The sequence below is a fragment of the Streptomyces sp. NBC_01214 genome, from assembly GCF_026340975.1.
Taxonomy (GTDB): Bacteria; Actinomycetota; Actinomycetes; order Streptomycetales; family Streptomycetaceae; genus Streptomyces.
In genome coordinates, this window is the sequence record NZ_JAPEOS010000003.1 from 311,762 (window position 1) to 330,251 (window position 18,490).

The following is an 18,490-nucleotide window of genomic DNA, read 5'->3' on the forward strand; positions in this document are numbered from 1 at the left end:
ATCAGGGATGGGGATGCGGAAGAAGGCTCAGGAAGGCAGGGCCGCGGCCAGCAGCTCCGCCAGCGCGGCGCAGTGCGGCGGGTCCACCAGGTCGTGGTGGTTGCCCGGGACCGCGGCCCGTACGACGGCGCCCGCGGTGCGCGGCCGCCAGGCCGCCGGGTCCACCAGCGGCGTCGCGAGCTCCGGATGGCGCTCGTCGACCGTGAAGAGGTGCAGGTCCACGGCGAGTACGGCGTCGGTGCGGTAGGCGGCGGAGGCCGCCCCGTTCGCCTCGGCGACCCGCAGCAGCCTGCGCAGGGCCTCCGTGGGGGAGGTGCGGGGGAGCGTGCCCTCCTCGCGACCCCGGCGCACCAGGACGTCGAGCAGCTCCTCCTCGTCCAGTTCGCGCGCCGAGCCGGCGTCGATCCCGGCGGCGATGCCGTACCGCAGCAGGTCCGGATCGCCCGCCCCGCCAGCCGTACCGGAACCGCTCCCGGGAGCCGTTCCCGGCGCCGCCGCGTCGATCAGGCCGAGGAAGGCGACCTCCTCACCGGCGGCCTCCAGCTGCGCCGCCATCTCGTAGGCCACCGTCCCGCCGAACGACCAGCCGGCCAGCAGGTACGGGCCGTGCGGCTGCTCCTCGCGGAGCGCGGCCAGGTAGCGCTCGGCCATCTCGGGCACCCGCTCCAGCGGGGTCTCGCCGGTGTTGTAGCCCACCGACTCCAGGCCCAGGATCCGCCGCTCGCCCCCGGGACGGGCGGACAGGTCCCGCACCAGGTCCCGGTAGCAGACGACGTCGCCGCCCCGCGGGTGGACGAGGACCAGCGGCGGCCGGGACGGGTCCCCGTCGGCCAGCGGGACCAGCAGCCTGGCGGCGGCCGCCCCCGCGTCCGGCAGTGCCTCGCAGAGCAGCTCCACGGTGCGCCGACGGAACACCAGGTTCAACGGCAGTTCCACGCCGAACTCCCGGCGCACGGCCGCCATCAGGGCGAAGGCCTTGAGCGAATGCCCGCCGAGCGCGAAGAAGTCGTCGCGCACCCCGATCGGGGCCGTCCCCAGGGTCTGCTCCCACAAACGCGCCATCCGCAGCTCGGTCGTGTCGCGCGGGGCGATCCGCCCCGCGCCGGCGCCGCGCGCCGCGTCCGCCGAAGGAGCGGGCAGCGCCTTGCGGTCGAGCTTGCCGTTCGGGGTGAGCGGGAGCCGCTCCAGGGCGGTCAGGACCGCCGGGACCATGTACTCGGGGAGGTCCTGGCGCAGGAAGTCGCCGAGCTCCCGCACGTCGCCCTCCTCGTCCCGCCAGGTCACGTAGCCGGCCAGCACCGCGTCCACCCCCGTGCCGTGGACGGCCACGGCCGCCGCCAGCACCCGCGGGTGGCGGGCGAGCGCGGACTCGATCTCGCCGAGTTCCATCCGGTGGCCGCGCACCTTCACCTGGCCGTCGGCCCGACCCCGGTACTCCAGACCGCCGTCCGCGAGCCGTCGTACGAGGTCACCGGTGCGGTACAGCCGTTCGCCCGCCGCGTACGGGTCGGGCACGAACCGGTCCGCGGTCAGCGCCGGCCGCCCGTGGTAGCCGCGGGCCACCCCGTCGCCGCCGATGTAGAGCTCGCCGAACACCCCGACCGGTACCGGTCGCAGGCCCGCGTCCAGGACGTGCAGCCGGGTGTTGGCGAGCGCCGAGCCGATCGGCACCGGCCCGTCGCCGACGGGACCGGACAGCCGGTGCGCCGTGGACCAGACGGTGGTCTCCGTCGGCCCGTACACGTTCCAGACGGTGCCCAGCGCCGTGCGCATCCGCTCGGCCAGGGCCGACGGCAGCGCCTCGCCGCCGCACAGCGCCCGTACGCGGGGCGCCTGCCAGCCGGACTCCATCAGCTGGTGCCACGTGGCCGGAGTGGCCTGGACGACCGTGACCGGCGCCGAGTCCAGCTCCTTCGCGAGGAGGGTGCCGTCCCGCGCGGTCTCCCGGTCGACGACCCGGACGGTGGCTCCGCACACGAGCGGGACCAGCAGCTCCAGCACGGCGATGTCGAACGAGGCCGTGGTGACGGCCGCGACCGTGTCACCGGCCGTCAGCTCCAGCCTGCGCACCATGTCCCGGGTGAAGTTGGCGAGCGCCCGGTGCGGGACGGTGACCCCCTTCGGGCGTCCCGTCGAACCCGAGGTGTACAGGGCGTACGCCAGCTGCTCCGGCTCCAGCCGCACGGGTGCGAAGTCGGCCCGCGCGCTCCCGTCCCCGGCCAGGGCGTCGAGGTCCACCACGGCGACCCCGTCCGGTGCCTGGGCGGCGCCGGACAGCCCCGACACCACCAGCACCCGGGCACCGCTGTCCGCGAGCATGTAGCCGATCCGGTCGGCCGGATAGCCGGGGTCGACGGGCACGTACAGGCCGCCGGAGCGCAGGACGCCCAGCAGCGCCGCCGGCAGCAGTACGGAGCGCTCCGCGCAGACGGCCACCGCCGTGTCCGGGCCCACGCCCAGCCGGGCGAGCTCCCGGGCGAGGCGGCCCGAGACCTCCCACAACCCGGCGTACGTCAGGCTCCGTTCCCCGTCGTCCACGGCGACGGCCTCCGGCGTACGGGAGGCCTGCTCACCGACGAGCACGGGCAGCGGCCGGTCGGCGGCCGGCTCGGCGGACCCGCCGCCCGCACGCAGGATCCGGCGCTCCTCGGTCGGGCCCATCAGCGGCAGTGCGCCGAGCGGCGTCGCGGGATCGGCCACCGCGGCCGTGAGCAGTTCGGTCAGCGCCGAGGTCATGCGCTCGACGGTCGCCCGGTCGAAGAGGTCGGTCGCGAAGACGGCCTCGCCGCGCAGCGCGCCCTCCTCCTCGACGAAGTACAGCGAGAGGTCGAACTTCGAGGCCCCGCTGGCCAGCGAGAGGGGTTCGACGTCCAGCCCGGGCGGTGCGGGCGGCGCGGCGGCCTCCTCGTCCAGCACCAGCATCACCTGGAACAGCGGGTTGCGACTCAGGTCGCGCTCCGGCCGCACCTCCTCCACCAGACGCTCGAACGGCACCTCCTGGTGGGCGTAGGCCCCCAGGGCCGTCTCCCGGGCCCGGTCCAGCAGTTCGCCGAAGGCCGGGTCGCCGGACAGGTCGGTGCGCAGCACCAGGTTGTTGACGAAGAAGCCGATGAGCGGCTCCAGTTCGGTGCGGTCGCGGCCCGCGATGGGGGAGCCCACCGCCACGTCCTCGCTGCCCGACCAGCGGGCCAGCAGGGCTTGGAAGCCGGCCAGCAGCACCATGAACAGGGTGGCGTCGTGCCGGCGCCCCAGCTCGCGCAGCCCGCGCAGCAGCGGCTCGGGCAGGACGAAGGGGAACTGCTCGCCGCGCCCGGACGGGGTGGCCGGCCGGGGCCGGTCGGTGGGCAGGTCCAGCGGGGCGAGCCCGGCAAGCCGCTCCCGCCAGTGCTCCAGGGCGGCGGCGAGCGCGTCACCGCTCAGCCGGTCGCGCTGCCAGGACGCGAAATCTCGGTAGGAGAGGGCGAGTTCCGGCAGGGGCTCGGCCCCTTCGAGGGTGCGGGCCCGGTAGGCGGCGAAGAACTCCCGCCAGAAGACCCCCACCGACCAGCCGTCGAAGGCGATGTGGTGCGCGACGATCACCAGCAGGTGCTCCCGCTCCGCGATCCGCACCAGGCGGGCCCGCAGCGGGCCCGCGGCCGCCAGGTCGAAGGGCAGTGCGGCGTCGTGCGCCGCCAGCTCCAGCGCCCGCTCCCCGGCCGCCGCCGCACCCAGCTCCGACAGGTCGGTGAAGGACGGGGTGAACACCGAGGCCGGACCGGGCACGACGCGGGCCGCGAAGGCGCCCTCGCCGCTCTCCTCCCCGGATTCCCCGGATTCCCCGGATCCGCCGGTCTCCTCGATCCGCGAGCGCAGCACCTCGTGCCGGGCGACGACGTCCGTCAGGGCCGCCAGCGCCGCGTCGGTGTCGAGCTCCCCCGTCAGCCGCACGGCACCGGGCATGTTGTAGTCGGGCCGGCCCGGCTGGAGCCGGTCCAGCAGCCACAGCCGCTGCTGTCCGAAGGACAGCGGGCCGGGCCCCTCGGGCAGTGCGGGGATCGCCGGTCCCGTCGCGCCCGCCGCGCCCAGCGTCGCCAGCGCCCCGGCGAGGTCCTCGGCCACCGGGTGGCGGAAGAGCAGCTGCATCGGGACGTCCAGCTCCAGCAGGGCGCGCAGCCTGGAGATGACCCGGGTCGCGCGCAAGGAGTGCCCGCCGCGCTCGAAGAAGTGGTCGCGGACCCCGATCGGGCCCTCGCCGAGCACCTCCTCCCAGACCTCGGTCACCGTCCGCTCCAGCGGCGTGCGCGGGGCGACGTGCGCCCGGTGCCCGCCGGCCGAACCGGATTCCGGCGCGGGCAGCGCCCTGCGGTCGGTCTTCCCGTTCGGGGTCAGCGGCAGTGCGTCCAGCACCACCAGCGCGGAGGGCACCATCGCGGCCGGCAGGGCCGCGCGTACGAAGTCCAGTACGGCGGCCGGATCACCGCTCCCGTCCCGCCACACCACGTACCCGGCGAGCAGCCGGTCGGCGCCCTCGCCGTGCGCTGCGGCCACGGCCCGGCCCACGTCGGGGTGGCGCAGCAGGGCGGCCTCGACCTCGCCGAGTTCGATCCGGTGGCCGCGGACCTTGACCTGGTTGTCGCGGCGGCCGTGGAACTCCAGCACGCCGTCGGAGCGCAGCCGCGCCAGGTCACCGGTGCGGTACATGCGCGCGCCGGGCGGCCCGTACGGGTCCGGCGGGTAGGCCTCGGCGGTGCGGGCCGGGTCGCCGAGGTAGCCACGGGCCACCCCGCGCCCGGCGATGAACAGCTCACCGATCGCGCCCCGGGGCAGCGGTTCGAGGTGTTCGCCGAGCACGAGCACCCGGGCGCCGGGCAGCGGCCGTCCGATGGGGATGCGGCCCGCCTCGATGTCGGCGTCCGTCACCACGTGGTAGGTCGTGGTGTTGGTGCACTCCGTCGGACCGTACTGGTTGACCAGCCGCAGCCGGCCGGCCGCGCCCAGGGTGTGCGCGGCGCGGGCCAGTCCGGCCGTCAGCGCCTCACCGGTGGTCATCACCAGCCGCAGCGCCGGGGCCGGCCCGTCCATGGCCGAGGCGGCGGCGACCAGCGGCTCCAGCATCGACGGGACGATCGACAGCAGCGCCGTCACGCCTTCCGCGTGCAGCAGCCGGGCCAGCGCGTCCGGGTCCCCGGCCTCGTCCTGCGAGGCCAGTACGATCCGCCCGCCGGTGGTCAGCGGCGCGAACAGGTCGCGCACCGACGGGTCGAAGGTCAGCGCCGTACGGGCGAGCACCGCGTCCTCGGGGCCGAGGTCGAAGGTGGAGGTCAGCGCCGCCAGATAGCCGGTGATCGCGGCGTGGGTGACGGCCACGCCCTTGGGGCGGCCGGTGGAGCCGGAGGTGTACAGGAGGTAGGCGAGGTGCGCGGGGGAGGCGGGGGTGGCCGGCTCCGTCGCGGGCAGGGCGTCGACCAGCTGCCGCTCGGCGTCCAGGTCCAGGACCGGTAGGTCGCCGGTCAGGTCCGCGGGCAGCCCGTCCGGCAGGCCCGCCGTCAGCACCAGGTGGGCGCCGCTGTCGGCGAGGACCGTGCGGACCCGCTCGGCAGGATGGCCCGCGTCCAGGGGCACGTAGGCGCCGCCGGCCTTCAGTACCGCGAGGACGCAGACCAGCATGCGTGGGTCGCGCCCGGCCAGTACGGCCACCCGGGTCTCGGGGCCGGTCCCGAGCTCCCGCAGGCGGTGGGCCAGCCGGTTGGCGGCCGCATCGAGCTCGCCGTAGCTGGTGGTGCGGCCCTCGCAGGTCACGGCCGGGGCGTCCGGCCGCAGCCGGGCCCGCTGCGCCACCAGGGAGTGCAGGGTCCGCGCCACCGGCCGGTCCGTCCGCGCCGCAGACTCCTCGCCGAGCAGGGCCGCGTGCTCCTGCGGGGACAGCACGTCCAGCCGGGACAGCGGTGCGTCGGGGGTCTCGGCCGCACCGGCCAGCAGCCGCAGGTAGTGCGCGCCGAACCGCTCGACCGTGTCCCGGTCGAAGAGGTCCGTCGCGTACTGCACGGTGCCGGTCAGGCCGCCGGGGTGCTCGGTCATCGCGAGGCTGAGGTCGAACTTGGCCGTCCCGTTGGAGGTGTCCAGGCTCTCGACCTCCACACCCTCCAGCGGCAGCGCGTCGAGCTGCTCGGGATGCAGCTGGAACAGGACGTCGAAGAGCGGGTTGCGGCTGAGGTCGCGCTCCGGCCGCAGCTCCTCCACCAGCCGGTCGAAGGGGACGTCCTGGTGCTCGTACGCGGCCAGCGCGGTCCGGCGCACCCGGCCCAGCAGTTCGCCGAAGGCCGGGTCGCCGGACAGGTCGGTGCGCAGCACGAGGGTGTTGACGAAGAAGCCGACGAGCGGCTCCAGTTCGGTGCGGTCGCGGCCCGCGATGGGCGAGCCCACCGCGATGTCCGCCTGGCCCGTGTAGCGGGCCAGCAGGGCCTGGAAGCCGGCCAGCAGCACCATGAACAAGGTGGCGCCGCGCTCCCGGGCCAGCGCGCCGAGCCGCTCGGCGAGCTCGGCCGGGACCTCGAAGACGAAGGCGTCGCCCGCTCCCGAGCGCACCTGGGGACGCGGCCGGTCGGTGGGCAGGTCCAGGGCCGGGAGGCCGGCGAGGGCCGCCCGCCAGTGGGCGATGCCGGCGTCGGCCTCGCCGTTCGCCAGCCGGTGCTGCTGCCAGTACGCGAAGTCCCCGTACTGCACGGGGAGTTCCGGCAGTGCGGGACGCTCGCCGCGGCGCAGCGCCGCGTAGGCCCCGGACAGCTCCCGCCACAGCACCGGCATCGACCAGCCGTCGCCGACGGTGTGGTGCAGGACCAGGACGAGGAGGTGCTCGTCGTCCGCGACCCGCACCACGCGGGCCCGCAACAGGGGAGCGGAGCCCAGGTCGAAGGGGGCGGCGGCGTCCGCGTGGGCGAGGCCCAGCGCCCGCGAGCGGGCCTCCTCGCGGGGCAGGTCCCCCAGGTCGGTGCGGACGGGGGCGAAGACCTCCGGCGCCTCCACGGTCTGTACGGGGCCCCGCGGGCCCTCGGTGATCCGCGAGCGCAGCACCTCGTGCCGGGTCACCACCGCGCACAGCGCGTCGGCCAGCGCGTCGGTGTCGAGCGGGCCGCGCAGCCGGGTCGCGACGGGGATGTTGTAGTCGGGCCGGCCGGGCTGGAGCTGGTCCAGGAACCACAGCCGCTGCTGTGCGAACGACAGCGGCGCGGGCTCCCCGGCGGGCCGGGCGCCGATCGCGGTGACGGCGGCCGCGGTCGTGCCGGGACCGTCCCCGCACAGGGCGTCCAGCGCCGACGCGAACCGCTCCAGCGTCGGGTGCTCGAACAGCAGCCGCAGCGGCACGCCGGTGCCCAGCCGGGCACCGAGCCGCGACACGGCGCGGGTGGCCCGCAGGGAGTGGCCGCCGAGCGCGAAGAAGTCGTCGTGGCGGCCGATCCGCGCGGTGCCCAGCACCTCGCCCCATACCGCCGCGGCGAGTTCCTCGGTCCGTGTGGCCGGCGGTGCGAACTCGGCCCGGCGCACCCCCTCTTCGGGGGGCGCGGGCAGGGCGCGCCGGTCCAGCTTGCCGTTCGGGGTCACCGGCAGGGCCGCGAGCGGCACGATCGCCGAAGGCAGCATGTACGCGGGCAGCCGGGCGGCGAGGGCCCGGTGCAGCTCGGCCGGCTCGGCCAGCTGCCCCTCCGAGGGCACCACGTAGGCGACGAGGCGCTGCTCGCCGGGGGTGTCCTCGCGGACCACCACCGCGGCGTGCCCGATCTGCGGGCAACGGGCCAGCTCGGACTCGATCTCGCCCGGCTCGATCCGGTGGCCGCGGATCTTGACCTGCTGGTCGCGGCGGCCCAGGTAGTCGACGGTGCCGTCGGGGCGCCGCCGGGCGAGGTCGCCCGTCCGGTACATCCGGGCGCCCGGGGCGCCGTACGGGTCCGGGGTGAACTGCCGCGCGGTCAGGCCGGGCCGGCCCAGGTAGCCGCGGGCCACGCCGGTGCCGCCGATGCACAGCTCGCCGACGGCGCCCTGCGGCACCGGGCGGCCGCGCTCGTCCAGGACGTACAGGCGGGTGTCGTCCAGGGCGGTGCCGATGGGGATCCGGCCGTCCACGACGGCACCGGCGCGGGTGTCCAGCCGGTGGCCGGTGGCGAAGGTGGTCGTCTCGGTGGGCCCGTAGACGTTGACCAGGACGGTGTCCGGAGCCTGCGCCAGGGCCCGGGCGAAGGAGTGCGGGGAGGCGGCCTCGCCGCCCGTCCACACCTCCCGCACCTGCGTCAGGAGCTCCACGCACTCCTCGACCACCAGGTTGAACAGGGCGGCCGTGAGGAACATCGAGGTGATCCGGTGCTCCGCCACGAGCGCGGCCAGGGCCGCGGCGTCCACCCGGCCGGGCGGCGCCATGACCACCTGGCCGCCGGACAGCAGCGGCACCCACAGTTCGTACGTCGAGGCGTCGAACGACAGCGGGGAGTGGGCCAGCACCCGCCGGTGCGCGGTACCGAAGGCGGTGTCGCGGGCGAGCGCCGCGACGTTGGCGTGCGTGACGCCGATGCCCTTCGGCTCTCCCGTGGAACCGGAGGTGTACATCACGTACGCCAGCTGGTCCGGCGCGCAGGCCGGGTACGAGCCCGGCGCGACGGCCTGGATCCCGTCCGCCGGGGCGCTCACGTCGAGCACCGGTACGGGCGAGGTGCGGACCGCCTCGTGGTCGGCCGTCGCCGGATCGGCGAGCAGCAGGCGGGCGCCGGTCCGCTCCAGCATCCAGTGCAGTCGGGCGACGGGGAACCCCTCGCCGAGCGGGACGTAGACCCCGCCGGCCTTCAGGACGGCCAGGATCGCCACCGGGAGGTGGACCGAGCGCTCCATGAGCAGGGCCACCGGGGTCTCGCGCCCCACCCCGGCGGCGGTCAGCCGGGCCGCCAGCAGGTCGGAGCGGGAGTCGAGTGCGGCGAAGCTGAGGCGCTCGGCGCCGCAGACCACGGCGTCGGCGCCGGGGGTGCGCCGGACCTGCTCGGCGAACAGCTCGACCAGTGTGGCCGGGGCGAGGTCGCGGCGGACCGCGCCGTGGCCCTCGGCCGCGAGCCGGGCCGCGGTCGGGGCGGAGGGCAGCAGCTCGGCCACGGGGCGGTCGGGCTCCTCGGCGGCGGAGGCCAGCAGCTCCAGGTAGTGGCCGAGGACGAGTTCGGCCGTGGCCCGGTCGAACAGGTCGGTGTCGAAGAGGAGCGAGCCGGAGCAGGTCTCGGCGCCCTCGGAGACGAAGACGCTCAGGTCGAAGAGCGATCCGCCGAAGTCGGTCCGCACGGCCTGCGCGTCCAGGCCCGGCAGCCGCAGCCCGGCCGTCTCGTCCGGGGCGGACGCGAACATCACCTGTACGAGCGGGTTGCGGTCGCCGACGCGCTCGGGGCTCAGGTGCTCCACCAGCCGGTCGAAGGGCACCTCCTGGTGGTCGTACGCGTCCACCGTCGCCCGGCGGACCCGGCCGAGCAGTTCGCGGAACCCGGCGTCGCCCGACAGGTCGCCGCGCAGCACCACGGTGTTGACGAAGAACCCGACGAGGGGCTCCAGTTCGACCCGGTCGCGCCCGGCCACCGGAGTGCCGACGGCGATGTCGGTGCGGCCGGCGTAGCGGGCCAGGGCCGCCTGGAAGCCGGCCAGCAGGGTCATGAAGAGGGTGGCGCCGGCGCTCTCGGCGATCCCGCGCAGCCGTGCGGTGAGCGGCGCGTCGAGGGTGAAGTCCAGGCTCGCGCCGTCACCGCTGCGGCGGGTGGGCCGGGGCCGGTCCGCGGGCAGCTCGAGGGGCTCCAGCCCCGCGAGGCGCTCCTCCCACCAGCGCAGCTGCCCGTTCATCGCACCGCTCGCGAACCGGTCGCGCTGGGTACGGGCGTACGCCTGGTAGTCGAGGGGGAGCGGCGCCTGCGGGAGGGGACGCTCCGCGAGCAGGGCCGCGTACCCCGCGGAGAACTCCTGCCAGAGCAGGCCCATGGACCAGCCGTCGGTGGCGATGTGGTGGACCACCAGCACCAGCAGGTGGTCCTCGGTGCCCAGCCGGATCAGCAGGGCGCGCAGCAGCGGGCCCGCCGCGAGGTCGAAGGGCCTGCGGACCTCCTCCCGGGCCAGGGCGTGGGCCCGCTCCTCCAGTTCGGCGAGGGGGGCGCTGCCCAGGTCCAGCACCGGCAGCGGGACGGCCGCCGGCGCGGGCAGGACCACCGGGTGCGGGGCGCCGTCGCGCTCCTCGAAGACGGTGCGCAGCGGTGCGTGGCGGGCCACGACGGCCGTCAGGCTCCGGCGCAGCAGGTCGGGGCGGACGGGGCCGCGCAGCCGCACGACCTCGGGGATCGCGTAGCCGGGGGTGCCGTCCATCATCCGGTCCACCAGCCACATCCGCTCCTGGGCGAACGAGGCGACGGGCTCGGCGCGCGGGCCGTCGGGGCCGGCGGTGGGGGCCGGGGCCGTCTCGGCGGCCGCACCGGCCGCCGAGTCGTCCAGTGCGGCGCGCACCCGGCGGCGCAGCAGTTCGCGGGCGGCGGCCAGGCGGCTGTCCGTGCCGGTGGCCGGCAGGCTCTCCTGGGTGGTCACGAGGTCTCTCCCTGAAGTACGAGTGAAGGAACGGCGTCGGCGGCGGCGGCGAACGGGGCCGGTTCGGCCTCCAGTTCGGCCAGCAGCACCGTCTCGACGGCGATGGCGAGGGCGGCGACGGTCCGCTGTTCGAAGAGGGTGTGCAGGGGCAGGTCCAGGCCGAGGGCCTGGCGCAGCCGGGCCGCCACCCGGGTGGCGCTCAGCGAGTGCCCCCCGAGGGCGAAGAAGTCGTCGTGGCGGCCGATCCGCGGCGCGTCCAGTACGGAGGCCCACACCATGGCGACCAGTTCCTCGGTCTCCCCGGCGGGCGCCTCGTACCCGGTGGCGGCGGCCGCGGCGGCGGGCGCCGGCAGCGCCCGGCGGTCGAGCTTGCCGTTCGCCGTGACGGGCAGCCCGTCCACGACCACCAGCACCGGAACCATGTACTTCGGGAGGGAGCGGGCCAGTTCGGCGCGCATCGGCTCGGGGTCCAGGACCGCAGCCGGGTCCGCCCCGGCCTCCGGGACGACGTACCCGACGAGCCTGCGCTCGCCCGGGACGTCCTCGCGGACCACGACCGCGGCCCGCCCGACACCGGGGAGGCGGCCCAGCGCCGTTTCGATCTCGCCGAGTTCGATCCGGAAGCCGTGGATCTTCACCTGGTCGTCGGTGCGGCCCAGGTACTCCACCGAGCCGTCGGCCCGGTGCCGGGCCAGGTCACCGGTGCGGTACATGCGCGAGCCCGGCGGGCCGAACGGGTCCAGCGGGAACCGCTCGGCGGTCAGCGCCGGGCGGCGCAGGTACCCGCGGGCGAGGCCCGCGCCGGCCAGGAACAGCTCGCCCGCCACCCCCACGGGGACGGGCCGTCCCCGCGGGTCGAGCACGTACAGCGAGGTGTTCCAGATCGGGCGGCCGATCGGCACGGGCCCCGCGTCCTCGCGGCGGCAGTCCCAGTGCGTGACGTCCACGGCCGCCTCGGTGGGCCCGTACAGGTTGTGCAGGGGCACGTCGAGCACGTCGAGGAAGCGGTTCTTCAGCTCCTCCGGCAGCGCCTCGCCACTGCACACGACCCGGCGCAGCGACCGGCAGCGGCCCGCCTGCGGGTCCTCGACGAACGCGGCCAACATGGACGGGACGAAGTGGACGGTGGTGACCGCCTCCTCCTGGATCACCCGGCTGAGGTAGGCGGGGTCCTTGTGCCCGCCGGGCTCGGCGACCACCAGGGCCGCGCCGGTCAGCAGCGGCCAGAAGAACTCCCACACCGAGACGTCGAAGCCGAACGGCGTCTTCTGGAGCACCCGGTCGTCCGCGCCCAGCCGGTACCGGTCCTGCATCCACAGCAGCCGGTTGACGATGGCCGAGTGCTCCACGACGACGGCCTTGGGCCGCCCCGTCGACCCGGACGTGTAGATCACGTACGCGGGGTGCGCGGGCAGCGGGGCCCGGCGCACCGCACCGGTGGTCCCGTCGTGGACGGCCCCCGGATCCAGCCGGGGCAGGTCCGCCGCGGCCGGCAGCGCCGCCGCCACCGCGTCGTCCGCGAGCAGCAGGACGGGCTCGGCGTCGGACAGCAGGTACGCGATCCGGTCCGCCGGCAGCGAGGGGTCCACCGGAAGGTAGGCGGCGCCCGACTTCAGCACGGCCAGCAGCGAGACCACCATCTCGGTGGAGCGGTGCAGGGCGACCGCGACGATCCGCTCCGGACCGGCTCCCCGGGCGCACAGCTGACCGGCCAGCAGCTCGGCGCGGGCGTCGAGTTCGGCGTACGACAGGCGCTCGCCGCGGAAGACGGTCGCCAGGGCGCCGGGCGTCCGGGCCACCTGCCGTTCGAACAGCTCCACCAGCGTGGTGTCGGGGACGGGCACGGCCGTGCCGTTCCACTCCCGGATCAGCCGGTGCTGCTCGTCGGAGAGCAGGTCCACTTCCCCGACCGGGGTGGAGGGGGCGTCGGCGAAGGCCGTCAGCAGCCGCTCCAGCGCCTCGCCCAGGCTGCGCGCCGTCCGTGCGTCGAGGACGTCCGTGCGGTGGTCGAGGTGGAGCCGCAGCCGCTCCCCGGGCAGCACGATCAGGTTGACGGTGTAGTGGGTGGCGTCCGAGCCCTCCACCCCGGTCAGTCGCGGCCCGCCGGCCAGGTCCCGCATCGACTCCAGGTCGAGCGGATAGTTCTCGACGACGACCGTGGTGTCGAAGAGGGCCCCCAGCCCCGCCGCCCGCTGGATGCCGGCGAGTCCGACGTGCTGGTGGTCCATCAGTTCCGCCTGCTCGTCCTGGAACCGGGCGAGCGCCGCCAGCAGCGGTTCGTCCTCCCGGATCCGGAATCGCACGGGCAGGGTGTTGATCAGCAGCCCGACCATGTCCTCGATGCCCGCGACGTCCGCGGTCCGTCCCGAGACCGTTCCGCCGAACACCACGTCGTCCCGCCCCGTCACCCGGCCCAGCAGGACCGCCCAGAGGCCCTGGACGACGCTGTTGAGGGTCACGCCCGCGGCACGGGCCCGCGCGGTGAGCCGCGCCGTGAGCTCCGCCGACAGCTCGACCGGGGCCCGCTCGGGCAACGCGTCGATCCGGTTCGGGTCGGCCGCGCCCAGCAGCGTCGGCTCCTCCAGCCCGGCGAGCGCAGCGCTCCACGCGGCCTGCGCGGCGTCGTCGTCCTGGCGGGCCAGCCAGTCCAGGTGCGAGCGGTACGGGACCCCTTCCGCGGCGGGACCGGTGTCACCGGGCCCGTGGGGCCCGGCGTGTTCGGCGTATCCGGTGAGCAGTTCGCGCAGCAACACCGCCGAGGACCAGCCGTCCCAGACGATGTGGTGGTTCGTCATGACCAGCCGGTGCTCGCCCGCTCCGAACCGGACCAGGGTGAAGCGCACCAGCGGCGGCTGCTCCAGGTCGAAGCGGCGGGCCCGGTCGGCCGCGAGCAGCCGCTCCCACTCCCGCTGCCGGTCCGCGGCCCCGAGCCCGCCGAGGTCCACGGCCTCCCACGGCGCTCCGGCGGACTCGACGACGATCTGCACCGGCCGGTCCAGTCCCTGGTCGGTGAAGGCGGAGCGCAGCGCGGTGTGGCGGCGCAGCAGCCGGTCACATGCCGTCCGCAGGGCGTCCTCGGCCAGGGCGCCGTCCAGGGTGAGGACGATCTGGCCGGTGTAGGCGTCCATCGCGCCCGTGTCGAAGGCGGAGTGGAAGAACAGGCCCTCTTGGAGCGGCGAGAGCGGCAGTACGTCGGCGAGTCCCGGGTAGCGCGCGGCCAACGCGTCCGTCTCCGGCTGCGTCAGCCGTACCAACGGCAGGTCGCGGGGGGTGAGGCGGCGCGGTCGGGGGGCGCCCGTCCAGCCGGCCAGCAGGCGCAGGGCCTCGTCCCAGGCCGCCACCAGGGCGTCGGCCTCGGCGTCGGTCAGCAGGGCCTGCGGATGGGTGACCACCGCCGTGAAGGAGGGGCCGTCGGCGCCGTCCACGGCCATGGCGTCGATCTGCAGGGCGTGCTCGACGGGCATCGCCGGATCCACATCGGCCCGCAGGCCGCCCGCTTCGGGGGCGGGGCTCCAGGGCGCCCCGTCCCCGCCGGAGAACCGGCCCAGGTAGTTGAACAGCACCCGGGGGCGCGGGAGTCCGGACAGCTGCGCGGCGCTCCGCGGATCGAGCCGGCTCAGCAGACCGAAGCCCGTGCCGTGGTCCGGCACGGAGGCGACCGCCGCGTGGATCCGTGCGACCAGCTCGGCCAGGGCGTCGCCGCCCCGGGCCGCCGCGTCCAGGTCGAGGCCGTCCAGGTCGAACCGGACCGGGTACTGGGTGGTGAACCAGCCGACCGTGCGCGCCAGGTCGTGGCGGCCGGTGCGGTCGACGCGGCCGTGGCCCTCCAGGTCGACCAGCAGTGACCCCGGGGCACTGCCGGGGGAGCGCAGCCGGTGGCCCGCGAGGACCAGCCCCGCGAGCAGCACCTCGGCCGGACCGGTGCGCAGCGCGCCGGGCACCTTGGCCAGCAGCGGGCCGGCGACCTCGGCGGGCAGGTCGAGCGTCAGGGTGCGGGTGGTGCCCGCGGTGTCCCGCGCCGGGTCGGGGACCCGGTGCCACGGCTCCCGCGGGTCCGGTCCGGCCCCGGGGGTCTCCAGCGTCGAGCGCCAGAAGGGGAGCTCGGCGAGCACCTCGGGGGACCGTGCCTGGAGCGCGAGGTGGTGGGCCCACGCACGGAACGGGACGTCGTTCCCGTCCGCGGCAGGCAGCGGAAGCCCGGCGACGGCGGCCTCCCAGGCCGCGGCCAGGTCCGCCGCCAGGATCCGCCAGGACACCCCGTCCACGGCCAGGTGGTGCACGCACAGCAACAGCCGGTCCGGCGACGCCCCACCGGCATCGAAGCGCACCGCCCTCAGCATCACCGAGGCCGCGGGGTCCAGTTGCCCGGCCGCCTCCCGCGCCGCCTCCGCCACGATCGCGGTGCGGGCGGACCCGTCCGACCCCGCCACACCGACGGTGCGGTAGAGCCGGGACACGTCGACCGAACCGGGCTCGCCGACCGTGCACAGCGGGCCCTCGGGTCCGGCGGTCACGCCCAGGCGCAGCGCCCCGTGCCGGTCCACCACCGACTGCAGGACCCGTACGAGCGTGGCGTCGTCCGCACCCTCGGGCAGCGCCAGCACCATGGACTGGCTGAAGCGCCCGATCGGGCCCGGCCCGTCGAGGAGCCAGCGCATGACCGGGGTCGCGGGGAGCGGACCGTGCTCGGGGAGCGCCGGACCGGCGGCCCGCGAGGAACCGTGGCCCGGCTCGCCGACGGCCGCGGCGAGGGCGGCCGCCGTCTTGTGCGCGAACACCTCGCGCAGGGTGAAGGAGAAGCCCCGCGCCCGGGCCCGGCTGGTCAGGCTGAGGGCGGCGATGCTGTCGCCGCCGAGCTCGAAGAAGTTGTCGTCGGGGGTGGCGGCGGCGCCGAGGGCCTCGGAGAACAGCGTCGCGAGGGCCAGCTCGGTGGCGCCGTACGCACGCTCGGGGTGCTCCGGACGGTCCGCGGCCTCGGGCACGTGCAGCCGCGCGCGGTCCACCTTGCCGCTCGCGGTCAGGGGCAGCCGGTCCACCACCACGAAGCTGCGGGGCACCATGTAGCCCGGCAGCACCCGGCCCAACTCCGCTGCCAGCAGCTCCGGTTCGGGAGCCGGGCCGCCGTCGCCCGGCGGCGCGACGAAGGCGACGAGCCGGCGGGCTCCGCCCGCGGGGGCGTGCACCACGACCGCGGCCTGCCCCACCGAGGGCTGCCGACCCAGCACCGCCTCGATCTCGCCCAGTTCGATGCGATGTCCGTTGATCTTGACCTGTCGGTCCACCCGTCCGAGGAACTCCAGTTCGCCCCGCGCCGACCAGCGCACGAGGTCGCCCGTGCGGTACATCCGCGCACCGGGAACACCGCAGAAGGGGTCGGGCACGAAGCGGTCGGCCGTCATGGCGGCGCGCCCCGCGTACCCCCGGGCCAGACCGGCACCGGCCACGCACAGCTCACCGGTCGCTCCCGGCGGCAGCAGCCGCAGCGCCCGGTCGACCACGTACGCACGGTGGTTGGCCATCGGCCGCCCGATCGGCGGGATCCGGCCGTGCGAGGGCGGGACCACCCGGTGCATGGTGACGGAGACGGCGGCCTCGGTGGGCCCGTACGCGTTCCAGACCTCGCGGCCGTCCACCGCCCACCGGTCGACGGCGTCCCCCGACGGGGCCTCGCCGCCCGTGGACAGGAACCGCAGTGCGGGCAGGGCGGCCGGGTCCAGCAGCGGCAGGAGCGCCGGCGGGAGGTCGGCGACGGTCACCGCGTGCTCGGCGAGCAGGGCCTGGAGGCGGTCGACGTCGACCCGTTCGGCGTCGGTGGCGAGGACCAGGGTGGAACCGCTGAGCAGCGCGCCGAACACGTCCAGGACGGACACGTCGAAGGACAGCGAGGCGAAGCCGAGGAACCGCTCCGTGCGACCGGAACCGGAACCGGAATCGGTTTCGGATCCGGAGCCGCCGCTGTCGGCTGCGCCGCACAGGGCGAGGTGGCCGTGGACGAAGTCGACCGCCGCCGCGTGCGGGACGACGACGCCCTTCGGCTCGCCCGTACTGCCCGAGGTGTACAGCAGGTACGCGGCGGACGCCACCGGCACTGCTGCGCCCGCCCGGTCGCCGCGGATCCGGTCGCTCACCGCTCCCGGGTCGACCACGGACGGGAGGTCGTGCGGCAGCCGGTCGAGGCTGCCGGGCCCGGCGACGACCGTGCGCAGCCCCGCGTCGCGCACGATGTAGGCGATGCGCTCCGGCGGCAGGCCGGGGTCGAGCGGTACGTAGCAGCCGCCCGCTTTCAGGACGCCGAGCAGGGCCGCGACCATCGCGGGCGAGCGCTCCACGCACACGCCGACCGGCGTGCCCGGATCCACGGCCGGCCCCAGCCGGTCCGCGATGTCCTCGGCCCAGGCGTCGAGTTGACGGTAGGTCACTTCCTGGCCGGCGCAGATCACGGCGACCTTCCCGGGGGTGCGCGCCGCCTCCGCTTCGAAGCGGGTGTGCAGCAGCCCGTCCCCGGGCGCCGGGTCGGCGCCGCCCTCGGCGAAGGCGGCGAGGCGGGCCTCGTCCTCGGCGGTCAGGAAGGGCAGCGAGCCGACCGGGGCCTCGTCGTCGGCCGTGGCGAGCGCGACCAGGAAGCGGGTGAACCGCACGCGCAGCGCCTCGAGTTCCTCCGCGCCGACGTCGGCGGCGTCGCCCTCGGCCTGCACGGTCAGCGGGCTGTCGCCACCACGGTCGTAGACGTTGAGGGAGACGTGCTCCACCGGGCCGACCGAGAGGTTGTGCGCGGAGGCGGGAGCACCGGCGAAGGACAGCTCGTAGTCGAAGGACATGAGGTTGACGGCGGCGTCCCACAGCCGGGGCCCGGTTCCGGTGAACTCCTCGATCCGGTACCGCTGGTGGCGCAGGGCCTCCTTGATGCCGGCGGAGGTGCTGCGCAGCAGTTCCCCGACCGTGGTGTCCCCGGTCACCGCCAGCCGCAGCGGCAGGACCTTGGAGAACATGCCGGGCGTCCGGCGGGCGTCCGGGGTGGTGCGGCCGGTGACCGGCAGGCCCAGGACCACGTCCTCGGTGGCGCCCGCGCGGTGCAGGTGGGCGGCGGCCGCGGCCATCACCAGCACGGACCAGCGCGTGCCGTGCCGGCGCGCGGCGTCGCGCAGGGTCCGGGCATCGGCGGGGTCGAGCTCGCCGCTCACCCGCACCGTGGTACCCGACGCGGGCGCCGGGACGCTGCCGGTGAAGGACACGGGCTCGGGGGCGCCGTCCAGTCGACGCCGCCAGAACTCCCGGTCCTCGGCGAGCCGTTCGGAGCGGGCGTACTCCTCCTCCCCGGCCACGATCCGCTCCCACGGCGTGCTCTCGGGGGCCGGTACGGGCTCGCCCGCGACCAGCGCCGAGTACACCTCGGCGGTCCGCCGGGCGAGGATCGAACCGGTGACCCCGTCCGCGACGAGGTGGTGGTAGCCCTGCATCCAGCGGTACGTCGCCGGACCGGTCCGCACCAGGAGGTGCCGGCACACGTCACCGGTCGCCAGGTCCGTCGGCCGGGCCAGCTCGGCGCGCATCAGCCGATCGGACTCGGCGTCCGGGTCCGGGTGGTCGCTGACGTCGACCGTCGCCATCCGCAGCGGCGGCGGACCGGCGGGTATCTGGCACACCACACCGTCCACCTCGGCGAAGCGGACGCACAGCGTCTCGGTTCCGGCCACCATCGTGCGCACCGCCTCGGCGAGCAGCTCCGGATCCACCGCCCCGCGGATCTCCAGGTACTCGGCGATGGTGTAGTCGAGGCGGGTGGGGTCGAGCTGCTGCGCGAACCAGACGCCGTTCTGCGGCGGGGTCAGGGGCAGCGGCCCGCGGTCGTGAGTGGCCATGCGGTGGTCAGTCTCCTCAGTCGGATCGGTCGATCAACGACGACGTGAGGCCACTGTCCGCGACGGCC

The 18,490-nt window shown here is 75.8% G+C and carries 2 protein-coding genes; both read right to left on the minus strand.

The genetic code is table 11. From position 1 onward, the window contains the following. Nucleotides 1-27: 27 nt before the first annotated feature. Nucleotides 28-10,563 (minus strand): non-ribosomal peptide synthetase, encoded by a 10,536-nt coding sequence (locus OG594_RS37725; protein WP_266606911.1) that lies wholly within the window; start codon nucleotides 10,561-10,563, stop codon nucleotides 28-30. Further along, entirely contained in the window at nucleotides 10,560-18,422 is a 7,863-nt protein-coding gene (locus OG594_RS37730; protein WP_266606912.1) for a non-ribosomal peptide synthetase, read from the minus strand. Before OG594_RS37730 ends, OG594_RS37725 begins: the two co-directional genes overlap by 4 nt. Nucleotides 18,423-18,490 lie beyond the last annotated feature (68 nt).